The sequence below is a fragment of the Streptomyces sp. RKND-216 genome, assembly GCF_004795255.1.
GTDB lineage: Bacteria > Actinomycetota > Actinomycetes > Streptomycetales > Streptomycetaceae > Streptomyces > Streptomyces hazeniae.
The window spans coordinates 5,009,729-5,026,188 of sequence record NZ_SSBQ01000002.1; the positions used below are offsets into that span (position 1 = coordinate 5,009,729).

10 protein-coding genes are annotated in these 16,460 nt (G+C 71.5%); 5 read left to right on the plus strand and 5 right to left on the minus strand.

Features of this window, described 5'->3' with window-relative positions; genetic code table 11:
- Positions 1–30: 30 nt before the first annotated feature.
- A complete protein-coding gene (locus E4198_RS21960; RefSeq protein ID WP_247597971.1) occupies positions 31–1,308 on the minus strand; it encodes an MFS transporter in 1,278 nt (425 codons plus the stop codon).
- A 630-nt stretch (positions 1,309–1,938) separates the two neighbouring features.
- On the opposite strand from E4198_RS21960, the gene E4198_RS21965 reads away from it, so the two are divergent.
- Positions 1,939–2,772, plus strand: coding sequence for a peptidoglycan DD-metalloendopeptidase family protein (locus E4198_RS21965; RefSeq protein ID WP_247597792.1), 834 nt, complete (start codon positions 1,939–1,941; stop codon positions 2,770–2,772).
- A 92-nt stretch (positions 2,773–2,864) separates the two neighbouring features.
- Here the strand turns inward: E4198_RS21965 and E4198_RS21970 are convergent, their stop codons facing one another.
- Both E4198_RS21970 and E4198_RS21975 read right to left on the minus strand, forming a co-directional pair.
- Positions 2,865–3,473, minus strand: coding sequence for a methylated-DNA--[protein]-cysteine S-methyltransferase (locus tag E4198_RS21970; protein WP_210732880.1), 609 nt, complete (start codon positions 3,471–3,473; stop codon positions 2,865–2,867).
- 90 nt (positions 3,474–3,563) lie between these two features.
- Positions 3,564–4,484, minus strand: a complete 921-nt coding sequence (locus E4198_RS21975; protein WP_136184673.1) for a glycerophosphodiester phosphodiesterase family protein — start codon at positions 4,482–4,484, stop codon at positions 3,564–3,566.
- A 160-nt stretch (positions 4,485–4,644) separates the two neighbouring features.
- Here E4198_RS21975 and uvrB point away from each other — a divergent pair, with 160 nt between their 5' ends.
- From uvrB to E4198_RS21990, 3 genes are all read left to right on the plus strand, one after another.
- Positions 4,645–6,780: an excinuclease ABC subunit UvrB gene (gene uvrB, locus E4198_RS21980; RefSeq protein WP_136184674.1), complete on the plus strand. Its 2,136-nt coding sequence runs from the start codon at positions 4,645–4,647 to the stop codon at positions 6,778–6,780.
- Positions 6,781–6,851: 71 nt separating this feature from the next.
- Positions 6,852–7,430: a TerD family protein gene (locus tag E4198_RS21985; protein ID WP_136184675.1), complete on the plus strand. Its 579-nt coding sequence runs from the start codon at positions 6,852–6,854 to the stop codon at positions 7,428–7,430.
- A 260-nt stretch (positions 7,431–7,690) separates the two neighbouring features.
- Positions 7,691–8,719: a TerC family protein gene (locus tag E4198_RS21990; protein WP_136184676.1), complete on the plus strand. Its 1,029-nt coding sequence runs from the start codon at positions 7,691–7,693 to the stop codon at positions 8,717–8,719.
- Between the two features lie 10 nt (positions 8,720–8,729).
- Here E4198_RS21990 and E4198_RS21995 read toward each other — a convergent pair whose 3' ends face one another.
- Positions 8,730–12,089: a phosphodiester glycosidase family protein gene (locus E4198_RS21995; protein ID WP_247597793.1), complete on the minus strand. Its 3,360-nt coding sequence runs from the start codon at positions 12,087–12,089 to the stop codon at positions 8,730–8,732.
- A 339-nt stretch (positions 12,090–12,428) separates the two neighbouring features.
- Between E4198_RS21995 and E4198_RS22000 the strand changes: the two genes are divergently transcribed.
- Positions 12,429–13,337 carry a hypothetical protein gene (locus E4198_RS22000; protein ID WP_136185551.1) on the plus strand — a complete coding sequence of 303 codons (909 nt, stop codon included), beginning with the start codon at positions 12,429–12,431 and terminating at the stop codon, positions 13,335–13,337.
- A gap of 84 nt (positions 13,338–13,421) precedes the next feature.
- On the opposite strand, the gene uvrA is transcribed toward E4198_RS22000, so the two are convergent.
- Positions 13,422–16,337: an excinuclease ABC subunit UvrA gene (uvrA, locus tag E4198_RS22005; RefSeq protein ID WP_136184678.1), complete on the minus strand. Its 2,916-nt coding sequence runs from the start codon at positions 16,335–16,337 to the stop codon at positions 13,422–13,424.
- Positions 16,338–16,460 lie beyond the last annotated feature (123 nt).

Sequence of the window (16,460 nt, forward strand, 5' to 3'; positions counted from 1 at the left end):
GGGGGCCGCCGGTGCGGCGGTCCCGGCCGGTCAGGTCCCGGACGCCGGGGTGCGCATCCGGCGCAGCGCGACGGCCAGGGCCGTCGCGCCCACGGGGAGCAGCAGGGCCGCGGCGAGCGCGGTGAGCCACCCGTAGCCGGCCTGGGCCACCACCAGGCCGGACAGCGCGCCGCCCGCGCCGGCGGCGGCGTTGCTCGTCAGGTCGGAGAGGCCCTGCACGGCGGCCCGTGCGCCCTGCGGTACGGCGTCGGTGAGCAGCGCGGAGCCGGCGACCAGGCCTGCCGACCAGCCCAGGCCCAGCACGAAGAGTCCGGCGGCGGACTGCAGGTGGTCCGCCCCGGCCGTGCCCGCGAGCGCCGCCGCGCAGGCCAGCAGACCGACCGACAGCCCGATGACCGCGACCCGGCCGAGCCGGTCGGCCAGCCAGCCCATGAGCGGCGAGAAGGCGTACATGCCGGCGATGTGGATGCTGATGACCAGGCCGATCAGCTCGATGCCGGCGCCGTGGTGGCCGAGGTCCACCGGCGTCATCACCATGATCGACACCATGACGGTGTGCACGCCGGCGATGGTCACCAGAGCCAGCCGTGCCCGTGCGGAGGCGGCGACGGCGGCGAGCCCCGCCCGCAGCGACCTCTCGTCCGCGCGTCGTCCGCCGGAGGAGTCCTCCTCTCCGTGCGCGGCGGCGGCCGAGGAGTCGAGGTCGCGGGCGGTGAGCAGCGGGTCGGGTCGGAGCAGCAGGTGCACGGTCAGCGCGGAGACCAGGAATAGCGCGGAACCCCAGAGGAAGGGCCCGGCCGCGACCGGTATGCCCATGCCGAGGGCGGCGACGCTCTCCCCGGCGGGGCCCGCGATGTTCGGCCCGAGTACCGCGCCGATCGTGGTCGCCCAGACGACGGTGGAGATCGCCCGTGCCCGGTGATGGGGTTCGGCGAGGTCGGCCGCGGCGAACCGGGCCTGGAGATTGGCCGACGACCCCGCGCCGAACGCCGCCATGCCGCAGAGCATCAGGGGGAAGCTGTCCGCGGTGGCGCCCAGGACGACCGTCGCGCCGCCGACGGCGGCGATGAGGTAGGCGAGGGTGAGGCCGGGCCGGCGGCCCTTCGCCGCCATCAGGGAGGCGAGGGGCAGCGACAGCAGCGCGGTGCCGATCACCGACGCGGTGGAGGCCAGTCCTGCCAGGCCCTCGGAGCCGCTCACCTCCTCCGCCAGCACGGCGGCCAGCGCGATGCCGGTCGCCACGCCCAGACCGCCCAGGATCTGGCTGGCGATCAGCACCGCCGTGGTGCGCCGCCGCACCGCGCGCAGCGCGCCCGCGTCCGGGGCCTGCGACGTGACGGGGGCGGGGGAGGGGGAGGGCGCGGGAAAGGCGTCAGTAGCGTCCGAGGGTTCGCGGATGTCGGTCACAGCGGAAGTCTGCCAGCGCGCGGCCCGCGGCGCAGTGGGTCGTCCGGCACCTGTCGGGTGGGTCCGGGTGCCGAGTGCTCCCGGTCACAGAATTCCTGGTGCCCCAGGTCACAGAATTCAGGTAAGCCACGTCACAGAATTCCCGTGCCGCACGTCACAAAGAGCACCGGCGGAGCCTTTCCGCGGGTGAGGTGAGGCACAGGAGAACAGCCTCTACGAAGCGGCATAGGAATGCCCGGGACGAAGGTCCCGGGCTCCCGGCCTGCCCCCGACCGGGCCTCTCGCCCCGTCGCCGCGGCAGGCCGCGGGCCGCTGCTGCTGGGGGATGTGCGCAGGTGGCGTGCCGGGAGTCCCTCGCGGAGCCGTTCCCGGAAACCGCGAGCACCTCCACCTCGCGTCCTATTTGTCCTTTTCGAGTACGGCACCCCTTAGTAACCGGTCCTTTTTGAAATGCCGGATTGGCGGGTTACCAAGGTGGGGCCTGGTCCGCAGAGCCAGGAAACCCCCACCGAATTCCGGAGGAAGTACCCCATGCGCCTGCACACCACGATTACCGACGCCCTCGGCCGTATCCCGCGCACCCGTAACGCCGTCATCGCTGGCGGGGTCGGCGCATCCCTGGCCCTGGGTTCCGGCGTGGCGCTCGCAGCCGGCGACGACATGTTCGCGACGGACACCCCTGCCAAGGCTGCTCACGCCACCCAGCAGCAGGCCGACGCCGCGGAGAAGAAGGACCGCAAGGCCGACACGGGCGGCCAGGGCGAGAAGGCCGAGAAGAAGGCCGGTGCCGCCCAGGACGGCAAGGACGAGAAGAAGGACGGGCCGGGCAAGCAGGCCCAGGCGGAGAAGAAGGCCCAGTCCCGCGACGGCGGCCACCAGCACAAGGCCGGTGGCGGCAAGGACGGGAAGGCCAAGAAGGCGAAGAAGGCGAGCCGTGGCCAGGGCCGCGCGCAGGCACCGTCCTGGTCGCTCCCGGTCGACAAGCCGTACACCAAGACCGCCGGCTTCGCCGACAGCGGCAATCGCTGGTCCGCCACGCACTCCGGCCAGGACTTCGCCGTGCCCACTGGCACCGGCGTGAAGGCCGTGCACGGCGGTACCGTCGTCACCACCGGCTGGGGCGGCTCCTACGGCAACCGCATCGTGATCGAGCACCCGAACGGCAAGTACAGCCAGTACGCCCACCTCTCGAAGATCGGCGTCGGAACGGGCGAGCAGGTGAACACCGGCGAGCAGATCGGCCAGTCCGGCAGCACCGGCAACTCCTCCGGTCCGCACCTGCACTTCGAGATCCGTACCACCCCGGCCTACGGCTCCGGCTTCGACCCGGTCCCCTTCCTGAAGAGCCACGGCCTGCACCCGTGAGGCTCGGCTGAAGGCCCTCGTCCCGAGGGGGCTCCGGGAGGACCGTCCGGAGCCGGCAGAGCCGGGAACACCGGGAAGGCCGGATGAACAGATCAGAAGAGCGGCTGCGGGAGTAGGCCCTCCAGCGCGAGGAGCTCCCGCTTCGTCTCCCTCCCGCCGCCGAACCCGCCGAGCCCGCCGCCGCTCTCCACCACGCGGTGGCAGGGGACCACCACGGGCAGCGGATTCGCCCCCATCGCGACGCCGACGGCGCGGGCGGCACCGGGCTCGCCGACCCGGTCGGCCAGGTCCTGGTATCCCGCCGTTGTCCCGTACGGCACGTCCGCTGCCAGGGCACGCAGCACCCGCAGGTGGAAGCCGCCGGTCAACGACCAGTCCAGCGGGACGGTGAAGACGCGCAGGCCGCCTGCGAAGTAGGCGGCCAGCTCCCGCTCGGCGCACGCCAGATGCCTGGCCCACGGGCCGTTGCCCGGGGCATCGCGCCCGCAGCTCCCGGCGTGGGGCTCCCGCCCGGTGCGGGCACGCAGGCGGTCCAGCGCACGCCGAGTCACCTCCGGGGTGGCGTGGAAGACCACCTGCACCAGCCCGTCCGCGGTGGCGGCCAGCAGCAGCGGGCCCACCGGGGACTCGAACAGGCTCCAGCCCCACTCCCTCGCCCTGCCGGGCCCGTTGTCGTCCGCCTCGTCCGCTCCGTTCACCACGCAGCCAGCGTACGGCGGCCCACCGACATCGCTCCGCCGCGGCGGCTCTCCCCCTCCCCGGGCCGCCGAGGAGGGGGAGAGCCCCGGGGGTCAGCGGCTCACCGCGTCCCGCACGACGTCGGGGGCGTTGGAGATGATCCCGTCGACTCCCGCCCCGGCCACCCGGCGGGCGGTCGCGGCGTCGTCCACGGTCCAGGTGAACACCTCCAGCGGCCTGCCGTGTGCGCCTTCCAGAGCCTGCACCGCGGACACGTAGTCCGCGGTCACGGTGGAGTGGTTCGGGTTGATCTGGTCGGTGAACGCCGCGTAGCCGGGCAGTTCGGCGGCCGGCGGGGTGCCGAGGAAGCCGGTGGTCACCTCGGGGGCCAGCTCGTGCACCGTCCGCACCGTCTCCGCCTCGAAGCTCTGGATCACCAGCCGACGCGCCACGTGCTGCTGGTCCAGCCAGCCCTCGTTCGCCAGCTCTTTGAGGGTCTGGCCCTCCACGCCCGGGTAGAGCGAGGGCTTCTTGAGCTCCAGCAGCAGCCTCTGCCCGTTCGCCTCGACCCGCCGCAGGTACCGCTCCAGCGTCGGGATCCGCTCGCCGGCGAACTCCTCGCCGAACCAGCTTCCGGCATCCAGCCGCGCCACCTCCGCTGCGGTGAAGTCGGCGACCCGCCACGGCGCACGGTCGGGGAAGACCTCCTCCACGTCCGTGGTGCGGGCCAGGCTCTCGTCGTGCAGGACGACCAGTTCGCCGTCGCGGGTGCGCTGGACGTCGTTCTCCACCCAGGCGAAGCCCAGGTCGTGCGCCGCGTCCACGGCGGCCAGAGTGTTCTCCGGGGCGTACGCCGAGGCGCCGCGATGTGCGACGACGACCGGCTCCCGGTCGGGTCCTGGTTTCCCCGCCGCCTTCGCGGTGGGGAGGGCGGCCGCCACCCCCGCGGCCGAGGCCGCGGGGGTGGCGGAGAGGAAGAGGGTGGACAGGCCCAGCAGCACACCGGCTGCCACGGTGAGAGGGCGCATCGCCATGGAGACTCCTCGCGTCCGTCCGTGAGCACACGGTGATCCACGTGCTCCTGTCAGAGAGAGGTTCCCGGTTGCGTCGTACACACAACCGGCGAACGGGTGTCCGAGGGCTGAACCCCGTGCGTCGGGGCGCGTGTCGGTGCCGGGCCGTACGGTGGGTGTCATGCGGCCCGTGACCAAGATCGAACGCAAGGTGGCGCCCTTCGAGGTCGTCAGCCCGTACCAGCCCAGCGGCGACCAGCCCACCGCCATCGAGGATCTGGCCCGCCGTGTCCGGGGTGGCGAGAAGGACGTCGTGCTGCTCGGCGCCACCGGCACCGGCAAGTCCGCGACGACCGCGTGGATGATCGAGAAGCTCCAGCGCCCGACGCTGGTGATGGCGCCGAACAAGACCCTCGCCGCCCAGCTGGCCAACGAGTTCCGCGAGCTGCTCCCGCACAACGCCGTCGAGTACTTCGTCTCGTACTACGACTACTACCAGCCTGAGGCGTACGTCCCGCAGACGGACACCTACATCGAGAAGGACTCCTCCATCAACGAGGAGGTCGAGCGCCTGCGGCACAGCGCGACGAACTCCCTCCTCACCCGCAGTGACGTCGTCGTGGTCGCCTCCGTCTCCTGCATCTACGGCCTGGGCACGCCGCAGGAGTACGTCGACCGCATGGTGCCGCTCAAGGTCGGCGACGAGATCGACCGCGACGCGCTGCTGCGCCGCTTCGTCGACATCCAGTACACCCGCAACGACGCCGCGTTCACCCGCGGCACCTTCCGGGTCCGGGGCGACACGATCGAGATCTTCCCGGTCTACGAGGAGCTCGCCGTGCGCATCGAGATGTTCGGTGACGAGATCGAGGCGCTGTCCACGCTGCATCCGCTGACCGGCGAGGTCATCACCGACGACAGCGAGCTGTACGTCTTCCCCGCCTCGCACTACGTCGCCGGTCCGGAGCGGATGGAGAAGGCCATCGGCGGCATCGAGGCCGAGCTGGCCGAGCAGCTCGCCTCCCTGGAGCAGCAGGGCAAGCTGCTGGAGGCGCAGCGGCTGCGGATGCGCACCACCTACGACATCGAGATGATGCGGCAGATCGGCACCTGCTCCGGCATCGAGAACTACTCGCGGCACATCGACGGCCGTGACCCCGGCTCCGCGCCGCACACCCTGATCGACTTCTTCCCCGACGACTTCCTGCTGGTCATCGACGAGTCGCACGTCACGGTGCCGCAGATCGGCGCGATGTACGAGGGGGACGCCGCGCGCAAGCGCACCCTGGTCGACCACGGATTCCGGCTGCCGTCGGCGATCGACAACCGGCCGCTGAAGTGGGAGGAGTTCCTGGAGCGCATCGACCAGACGGTGTACCTCTCGGCCACCCCGGGCGCGTACGAGCTGTCGCGCGGCGACGGCGTGGTGGAGCAGATCATCCGCCCCACCGGCCTGGTCGACCCGGAGGTCGTGGTCAAGCCGACCGAGGGCCAGATCGACGACCTGGTGCACGAGATCCGGACCCGCACCGAGGCCGACGAGAGGGTGCTCGTCACCACCCTCACCAAGAAGATGGCCGAAGACCTCACCGACTACTTCCTGGAGCTCGGCATCCAGGTCCGCTATCTGCACAGCGACGTCGACACGCTGCGCCGGGTGGAGTTGCTGCGGGAGCTGCGGGCCGGCGAGTTCGACGTGCTGGTCGGCATCAACCTGCTGCGTGAGGGGCTGGACCTGCCCGAGGTTTCGCTGGTCGCGATCCTGGATGCGGACAAGGAGGGCTTCCTGCGCTCCGGCACCTCGCTGATCCAGACCATCGGCCGTGCGGCGCGCAACGTCTCGGGTCAGGTGCACATGTACGCCGACAAGGTCACCCCGGCGATGGCCAGGGCCATCGACGAGACAAACCGCCGGCGTGCCAAGCAGATCGCCTTCAACGAGGCCAACGGCATCGACCCGCAGCCGCTGCGCAAGAAGATTGGCGACATCGTGGCGGACATCGCCCGCGAGGGCGTCGACACCGAGGAGCTCCTCGGCACCGGGTACCGGCAGGGCGCGGTGGAGAAGGGCCGTGGGCAGAAGGCCCCGGTGCCCGACCTCGGACACGGAAGGGCCGCCCGGGGCGGAGGGAAGGCCGACGGAGAGATCCTCACCGACCGCCCGGCGGGGGATCTGGCCGACCTCATCGAGGACATGACGCAGCGCATGCGCGCCGCGGCCGCGTCGCTCCAGTTCGAGGTGGCCGCGCGGCTGCGTGACGAGGTCGGCGAACTCAAGAAGGAACTGCGGCAGATGCGCGAGGCCGGCCTCAAGTAGGCTGCCGCCCAGGGCCGGACAGGCGCTGGAGTGCCGGTGACGGCGGATGACACGTCGAGAGGGGACACACGGTGACGGTCAACCTGTCCAAGGGGCAGGCGGTCAGCCTGCGGAAGTCCGACGGCGGCAGCCTCTCGGCCGTGCGTATGGGTCTGGGCTGGCAGGCGGCGCCCCGTCGCGGGCTGTTCGGCCGCCGGACCAAGGCCATCGACCTGGACGCCTCCGCGGTGCTTTTCGCCGGCAAGCAGCCGGTGGACGTGGTCTTCTTCAAGCACCTCGTCAGCGACGACGGATCCGTCCGGCACAGCGGGGACAACCTGGTCGGCGGCGCCGGCCGAGGCGAGGACGACGAGACCGTGATGGTCGACCTCCAGCACGTCCCGGCGCACATCGACCAGATCGTCTTCACCGTGAACTCTTTCACCGGCCAGACCTTCACCGAGGTGGAGAACGCCTTCTGCCGCCTGCTCGACGCGGCGAACGGGGAGGAGCTCGCCCGGTACACGCTGACCGGCGGCGGGGCGTACACCGCGCAGATCATGGCGAAGGTGCAGCGTGAGGGCGGCGGCTGGCAGATGACCGCCATCGGTGAGCCCGCCGAGGGCCGCACGTTCCAGGACCTGATGCCGGCGATCGTGCCGCACCTCTGACGCCGGGCCGTCCGGTCCCTCCGGCCTCCTCCCGCCCCTCCATCACCCGGGTCGGGTAAAGTTCCTCTTTGCCTTTCCTTGGCATTGCTTTACCCTGGGTCGTGCGGAGGGGAGTATTCCCACGTCGCGGTGACCCCGTCAGTACGGGCCGGTCGGACCCGGCCCCGGGGCGCTGGTCCGGCGGCGCGTACCGGCACAGGTCACGCGCGGCGCGGGCGGAAGAGACCTCCGGCAGCGCGTCAGCCGGAGGTGTACGTCACGTGGATGTGTCCTTTGCCGTATGGGCGGCAACCGTCATCGGTCTCTGTGCCCTGATCGCCGTCGACTTCTTCGTCGGCCGCAAACCGCACGACGTCTCCCTCAGGGAGGCAGGCATCTGGACGATCGTCTGGATCGTCCTGGCCGTCATCTTCGGTATCGGTCTCTTCGTCTTCGGGGGCGGGCAGCCCGCCGGTGAGTTCTTCGCGGGCTACATCACCGAGAAGTCGCTCAGCGTCGACAACCTCTTCGTCTTCGTCCTGATCATGGCGAAGTTCGCGGTGCCCAGCATCTACCAGCAGCGGGTGCTGATGATCGGCGTCCTCATCGCCCTGGTGCTGCGCGCCGGCTTCATCGCCGCGGGCGCGGCGATCGTCTCGACGTTCTCCTGGGTCTTCTTCATCTTCGGCGCCTTCCTGATCTGGACGGCCTGGAAGCTCATCCAGGAGGCGCGCGTCGAGAACGAAGAGGAGGCGTACGAGGAGAACCGCATGCTCAAGATGATCGAGCGGCGCTTCCCCTCGACCGACCAGTACCACGGCACCAAGCTGTTCATCCGGGAGAACGGCAAGCGGCTGATGACGCCGATGCTGATCGTGATGCTCGCGATCGGCACCACCGACGTCCTCTTCGCGCTGGACTCCATCCCCGCGATCTTCGGCCTCACCCAGGACCCGTACATCGTGTTCACGGCGAACGCCTTCGCCCTGATGGGTCTGCGCCAGCTGTACTTCCTGATCGGCGGCCTCCTCAAGAAGCTCGTCCACCTGTCCTACGGCCTGTCCGTCATCCTCGGCTTCATCGGCGTCAAGCTGGTACTGCACGCCCTGCACGAGGCGGGGGTGCACGTCCCGGAGATCAGCATCCCGGTCTCCCTGGGCGTCATCTGCGCGGTGCTGGTCGTCACCACGGTCACCAGCCTCTACGCCTCGAAGAAGCAGGACCGGAAGCAGCGCGAGAAGCAGACCGCCCCGATGGGGACCCCGGACGCGCGCGACGACCGGGGCCCCCTCTCCAAGGACGACGACTGACGCCTGCGCGTCAGCCGATCACCACCGTCCGCTCCGCCCGGGCGCCGTTCACCTCCACCGCGAGGGAGACGGTGCCCGGGCGCAGCGCCGTCAGCACCCCCGTCGCCGGGTCGAAGGCGGCGTCACAGCGCTGCTTCGGCCGCCCGTCGCCCAGGCACAGGTTCCGCGAGCCGGACCAGTCCGCGCTGACCGGCCACGTCACCGGCACCTCGCGCGCCCCGGCCCCCTCGCCCTGCCGCACGGTCGCCCCAGCAGCGGCGGTCGCGCCGTCCGGCAGGGCGCCCGGCGCCTGGAGCGTCAGGCCGTCCACGTGGGCACGGGTCTGCACCGCGAACGCCTCCCGGCCGGAGTGCACCGTGCCGTGCCGTTCCACGCCGACCAGGGACCAGCCGGTGAATCCGCCCTCACCGGGAGGCGCGGCCGGGTTCTTCCCCGCGTTGCCGTTGACCAGATACGGCACCCCGTCCACCCGTGAGGCGTGGAAAACGCCCACGTGCGAGCCGACGAACAGCACGTCCTTGCCGCTCCGGGCATGGAAGGCGCTGAGCAGCTTCTCCAGCAGATCCGCCTCCAGTCGGTCCGTGAGACGGCTCGCCCGCTGCGGCGTCGGATCGCGCGGCGGCACGTGCTGGACCACCGCCACCGACCGTACGCGCCGATCGTGGGCCGCTGCGTCCAGCTGCCCGCGCAGCTCGGCGAACTGTTCCAGACCGCCGAGCGCGAGCGAGGAGGTGTCCAGGGTGACGAAGCGGGTCCCCTCGTGGTCGAACGTGCGGCGGGCCGGACCGAACTCCGCGACGAAGGCGTCGATGCTCCCGCCCATCACCTCGTGGTTGCCCGGCACGTAGTACCAGGGCACCGCGTCGCCGAGCTCGTCCTCCAGGACCTGCCGGGCGAACGCCAGGTCCTCGGGCGACCCCTCGTCCACCAGGTCGCCGTTGACGACGACGAAGTCGGGGTCCGCCGCGCGGATCTCCCGCAGCGTCCGCCGCGCCTGGGCCACCAGCTCGCTGTCCGGCTCGCGGGCGACGAACTGGGCGTCCGACATCACCGCGAACCGCCAGTCGCGGCCGACCACGTCCCGCGCGGTGGAGATCAGGCGGTCCCGCACGGCCGGCTGCGCGGGCAGCTCGACGTCCGGCGGGGTGCGCGCCACCAGCTCGTCCAGCACGATGCTGCTGCTGTACTGCGCGTCCGGACGCGTCTCGGCGACGTAGAAGCGCCGTACCCTCAGCGGGTAGGCCACCCCCTCCGGCACGCTGAAGGTCACCTGCCGCCAGCCCTCCCAGGTGACGTGCGGACCGCGCAGCACCTGAGAGGTGCCGTTCGCGTCGACCAGGTGCAGCGACGGCCACGCCCCACGGCCGTCGCCCTCGACCCACAGGGTGAACGCCTGCGGCTGACCCGGCACTTCGAGGTACTGCGGCGGGTTGACGTATGCCGCGCGGGTCGCTGTGGACTGCCCGAAGTCGTAGTCCAGACGGAGCCCCTGCCCGTCGCGACCGGACGGTTCGGGGGCGACCGCGCCTTCTGCGCGGGCGGCGGAGAACGTCCAGTCGCCGGCGTCGTCGAAGGCGGCGACGCGCTGGTCGCGCAGGCCGACCGTCACGGCGAGCACCGTGCTGTGCCCGGCCACGGTGGCCTCCACGATTCCCGACGCACCCTCCTCGCCGCTGCGGGAACGCACCGTGAAGCCGCCGATGGTCGCGTTCGGGGCGATGGCGAAGAGCGCCCGGTCGTACTCCAGCTCCACATCGGTCGGGTCGACCGGTGCGCTGATGCCGTCCGCGTCGAATCCCAGCACCCCGAAGGTGCCCTCGTCCTGCGGCGTCGCCAGGCCCACCCGGTCCCGGGTCGGTGTCACACGACGCAGCTCTCCGAGGACCCGGAGCTCGACGGAGCCGTCTGCGCGTCCCCGCCGGGCGGTCACCTCGGTGCTGCCGGTGCGGCGGGCGTGGAACGTGCCGTCTTCGTCGACCCGGCCCACGCTGCGCCGGTGCACCCGCCAGTCGGGATCGCCCTCGGCCGGACCGTAGGTCTCGTCGTACCCGGCGGCCGTCAACTGCCGGGTGAGGCCGGGGAAGACGCGCTCCGGGTGGCCGCCGGGGACGGTGTCCGCGGTGGGAGCGAGGGCGGGGTCCGCGGCGGTCTCCACCCGGAAGCCGTGCAGGTCGCCGCTGCCGTCTGGCGCGGTGAGCGCCAGACCGTTGGGCACCTCGCGCTGCTCCCCGTCGGAGGGGGCGTTCTCCAGCTGCGGCGTGTCCGAGCCCGGCTCGCGGGCCAGCAGCGTGGACGAACCGCCGCCGTCCAGGTTGAGCGCGTTGTGGGCGCCCAACTCGTCCATCATCCGGGCCAGCTCGGTGAGGGTGACGCCGCCGGACGCGGCCTGCCGCCCGTCGACGGTGAGGACGTGCAGGGTGGAGCCGTCCCGGGAGAAGCCCACCGCGGTGCGCGGCGCGGTCGTGTTGTTCGGCCGGCCCTCCCAGTCCTGCGGCTCGCCGTCGAGTACCAGGATGCCGCGGCCGCCGACCGCCGTCCGCGGCAACGGCCCGCCGTCGCCCGTGCGCAGGTCGTACTCCCAGGACACGGGGTCGCCGGTCTGCAGCCCGGCCAGCACCTCGGCGCCCGCGTCGCGGCCCAGCAGCACGGTGGTGTCCGGCGGGACCGCTCCGTCGCCGGGCTTCTTGGAGACGCTCACGACGCGGCCGTCGCGGACCGCCACCTCTGCGGTCTCGGCCGCGCCCTCCACTGCTGCTGTCCGGTCGGCGTCGCCCCACTGGGCGTTGTAGGCGCCGATGCCGTTCTGCGGGACGTCGGCCGCGTTGTAGGCGGCGAGCGGTTCTTCGCCGTCGGGAACGGTCAGAGTGCCCTCGAAGTACAGGTCGAGGACGCGGCCGGCGCTGCCCGGCCCGAAGCCGACCGCCTGGGTGGCACCGGGCTCGGGGGACTGGGTGATCTCGCCGTTACGGACGCCCGGGCCCAGCGGCGCGCCGGTGGCGTTGATGTCGAAGAAGTCCGCGTTGATCGCGGCGACCGTGCGGCGTCCCTCGCCGGGGTCGTGCGCGGCGACGTGCTCGCCGAGCGTGCGGCGTTCCGAGACCGCGCCCGAGAGGTGGTCGACGCGCGTGCCCTCCGTGAGGTCGACGCTGAGCGCGTCGGCCCGCAGCCACTTGTCGGGGGCGAGCCGGTCGAAGGAGGTGAGGGTGGCGCCCGGGGCCACCGGGCGGCTGGTGCTGTCGATCTCCCACCCCGGCCCCGGCGTGCCGGGGGTCGGAATGGGCGATGCCGGGGCGTGTGCCGGGACCGGAGCGCCGGGAGCGGCACCGGCCGGAGCCGTGAGCCCGGTGGCCAGCGCGGACGCGGCGGCCACCGGAACGAGTATCGAACGGACGAGGAACCGTCTGAGTGGGCGAGCTTCTTTCACAAAACCCCCTCGGTACAGGTGAGTTCAGTGCACGGGGCGTGCACACAGCCGCACACAGTGGCAAGGGAGGGCGGGTCGCACCAGAGGGCCGTCGGCGAATTCGGCACGAACTATTGGGCCGACCTCTGGCGGTGCCGCAAGCCTTGCTGACCCGCTGGTCAACAGGCTGTAATGCGCGGGAGCGAAACGATGTGAACGTCACCGGCGCCGAAGTGAACGGACGGACGTCGATGACGCCGGCGCCGCGCTGCCGGCCCGCGCGAGAACGAGAGCGACACCGTGAGCATGCACTCCGAACTGGACCAGCTTCTGAAGACCGGGCCGTTCCACGTCGCGCTGCGCGCCGCCATCCAGGCGCGCGGTCTCGCGCTGCACCGCATACAGCACCGGCTCGCGGAGCGCGGCATACAGGTCGGGGTGACCAGCCTCAGCTACTGGCAGCAGGGCAACCGGCGCCCGGCCCGGCCCGAGTCGATGCGTGCGGTCACCGCGCTGGAGCAGGTGCTGGATCTGCCGCGGGACGCGCTCACCCGGCTGCTGCGCGAGACTGCCTCGGCGGAGCGGCCCGCCGCACGGCCGTACCGGTCGCTGGTCGACGCCGCGGACGCGCTCCAGCAGCTGCTCGCGGAGCTGCGGTGGCCCGCTGACGGCGGCGTGCACACCGTGCTGCACGTCGAACGCGTGCGGATCGGGGCACGCCGCGAACTAGCCTCCCGCCACTCGGAACAGGTGGTGCGCGCGCACCGGGACGGCATCGACCGGTATGTGGCCATCCACTACGGCGACGCCGGCTGCGACGTGTCCGGCGTTCGCCTGCGAGCGGGGGAGAACTGCCGCCCCGGCAGTGTGCGACGGCACGGGCCGACGGGGCTGGTTGCCGCGGAGCTCCTCTTCGACAGGCGGCTGCGGGTGGGCGACACCCACATGTTCAGCTACACCTTCGAGGACGGCACGGCCGGGCCGTGCGGCGAGTACGTGCGCGGCTTCAGCTTCGGCGGAGGGCAGTACGTGCTCCAGGCCGGGTTCGACGCGGACGCGCTACCGGTGGGCTGCCGGAGCTTCGCGCGGACCGCGCCGGGCGCGCGGCCGACGCAGGTGCGCGAACTCGACCTGTCCGCGCCGCACCGCGCGGTGCACCTGGCGCACCAGGACGTGAAACCCGGACTCCTCGGCATCAGCTGGGACTGGGCCTGACCGAAGGGGGACGCCCGGTCCGAAGCGGCGCCGGTACGCGGACGTGGGGCGGACCCGGCGACGTACCCGCCCCACGCGGCGGCGCTACTTCCGGGCCGCGGCCTTCTTCCGCGCGGTGCCCCGCGGCTTGCGCGACGCGGGCACCTGCGCGTCGCTCACCCGGTCGCCCAGGATCTCGCGGAGGAACTTCCCCGTGTGGCTCGCCGGGATCGCCGCGACGTCCTCCGGGGTGCCCTCGGCGATCACCAGGCCGCCTCCGCTGCCGCCCTCCGGGCCCATGTCCACGAGCCAGTCGGCGGTTTTGACGACATCGAGGTTGTGCTCGATGACGATCACCGTGTTGCCCTTGTCGACCAGCCCCGACAGCACGCCCAGCAGCTTGCGGATGTCGTCGAAGTGCAGACCGGTCGTCGGCTCGTCCAGCACGTACACCGTGCGGCCGGTGCTGCGCTTCTGCAGCTCGCTCGCGAGCTTCACGCGCTGGGCCTCGCCGCCGGACAGCGTCGGCGCCGGCTGCCCCAGCCGCACGTACCCCAGGCCCACGTCGTTGAGCGTGCGCAGGTGACGGGCGATCGCCGGGACCGCCTCGAAGAAGTCGAGTGCCTCCTCGATGGGCATGTCGAGGACCTCGGCGATGTTCTTCCCCTTGTAGTGGACCTCCAGGGTCTCCCGGTTGTAGCGCGCGCCGTGGCACACCTCGCAGGGCACGTAGACGTCAGGCAGGAAGTTCATCTCGATCTTGATGGTGCCGTCGCCCGCGCAGTTCTCGCAGCGACCGCCCTTGACGTTGAAGGAGAACCGGCCCTGCTGGTAACCGCGGACCTTCGCCTCCGTGGTCTCGGCGAACAGCTTCCGCACCCGGTCGAACACCCCGGTGTACGTCGCCGGGTTGGAGCGCGGGGTGCGGCCGATCGGCGACTGGTCGACGTGCACCACCTTGTCGACCAGGTCGTCGCCCTCGACGCGGGTGTGCCGCCCCGGAACCGCCTTGGCGCCGTTCAGCTCGCGCGCCAGGTGGGTGTAGAGGATGTCGTTGACCAGCGTCGACTTGCCGGATCCGGAGACGCCAGTGACGGCGGTCAGGACGCCGAGGGGGAAGGCGGCGTCGATGTTCTGGAGGTTGTTCTCCCGTGCGCCGCGCACCAGGAGGCGGCGGTCGCCGTCCACCGGCCTGCGCTCCCGGGGCGTGGGGATCTGCTTCTTCCCCGAGAGGTAGTGGCCGGTGACCGACTCGCCGTTGGTGAGTAGCTGGTCCAGCGGGCCGCTGTGCACGACCCGGCCGCCGTGCTCGCCGGCTCCCGGACCGATGTCGACCACCCAGTCCGAGGTCTTGATGGTGTCCTCGTCATGCTCGACGACGATCAGCGTGTTGCCCATGTCCCGCAGCCGCACCAGCGTCTCGATCAGCCGGTGGTTGTCCCGCTGGTGCAGGCCGATGGACGGCTCGTCCAGCACGTAGAGCACGCCCACCAGGCCGGAGCCGATCTGTGTGGCCAGCCGGATGCGCTGCGCCTCGCCGCCGGAGAGGGTGCCGGCCGCGCGGTTCAGTGAGAGGTAGTCGAGGCCGACGTCGACGAGGAACCGCAGCCGTTCGTTGACCTCCTTCAGCACCCGCTCGGCGATCGTCTTCTCCCGCGCGGTGAGCCTGAGGTCCCGCAGAAAGTCCGCGCAGTCGCTGATGGACATCGCGGACACCTCCGCGATCGAGCGGCCCTGCACCGTGACGGCGAGCACGATCGGCTTGAGGCGCGTGCCCTCGCACGTCGGGCAGGGCACCTCGCGCATGTAGCCCTCGAAGCGCTCCCGGCTGCTGTCGGTCTCGGCCTCCTGGTGGCGCCGCCGCACGAACGGCACGGCTCCCTCGAAGGCCGTGGTGTAGGCGCGCTCCCGGCCGTAGCGGTTGCGGTACCGGACCTCGATGCGGGTGCGGTGGCCGTTCAGCAGGGCCTTTTTCGCCCGCTGCGGGAGGCCGGCCCAGGGGATGTCGGTGCGGAAGCCGAGTGCGTCGGCCAGCGCGTCGACCAGCCGGCCGAAGTAGTCCTTGGTGTGGCCGTGCGACCACGGGTGGATGGCGCCCTCGTCCAGCGACTTCTCCTCGTCCGGGACGATCAGCTCCGGGTCCACCTCCATTCGCGTGCCGATGCCGGTGCACTCGGGGCAGGCGCCGAAGGGCGAGTTGAACGAGAACGACCGCGGCTCCAGCTCCTCGAAGGACAGGTCGTCCCGCGGGCAGTACAGGTGCTCGGAGTACATGCGCTCGCGCAGCGGGTCGTCCTCGTCCAGGTCGACGAAGTCGAGGATCACCATGCCGCCGGACAGGCCGAGCGCGGTCTCCACCGAGTCGGTCAGACGGCGCTTCGCGCCCTCCTTGACCGTGAGGCGGTCCACGACCACCTCGATGGTGTGCTTCTCCTGCTTCTTCAGCTTGGGCGGGTCCGACAGCTGGATCGTCGTCCCGTCCACCCGGGCCCGGCTGTACCCCTTGGTCTGCAGCTCGTGGAAGAGGTCGACGAACTCGCCCTTCCGCTCCCGCGCCAGCGGCGACAGCACCTGGAAGCGGCTGCCCGGCTCCAGGTCCAGCACCTTGTCCACGATGGCCTGCGGGGACTGGCGGGCGATCGGGTCGCCGCACACCGGGCAGTGCGGCTTTCCGACCCGCGCGAAGAGCAGCCGCAGGTAGTCGTAGACCTCGGTGATGGTGCCGACCGTGGAGCGCGGGTTCCGCGAGGTCGACTTCTGGTCGATGGAGACGGCCGGCGACAGGCCCTCGATGAAGTCGACGTCGGGCTTGTCCATCTGGCCGAGGAACTGCCGCGCGTAGCTGGAGAGTGACTCCACGTAGCGCCGCTGGCCCTCGGCGAAGATGGTGTCGAAGGCCAGGGAGGACTTGCCCGACCCGGAAAGCCCCGTGAACACGATCAGCGCGTCCCGGGGGAGGTCGATGGAGACGTTCTTGAGGTTGTGCTCGCGAGCGCCACGTACGTAGAGACGGTCGGCCACGCCGGATGAGACCTTTCGTGCGGGAGCTGTGGGCGCAGGCCCACGAACCCCAGGGTATGGGAGCGCCGCGACGGTGTGCTGCGGGATGCCGCAGAGCGAGCCTATAGCACGCGCATTCGATTT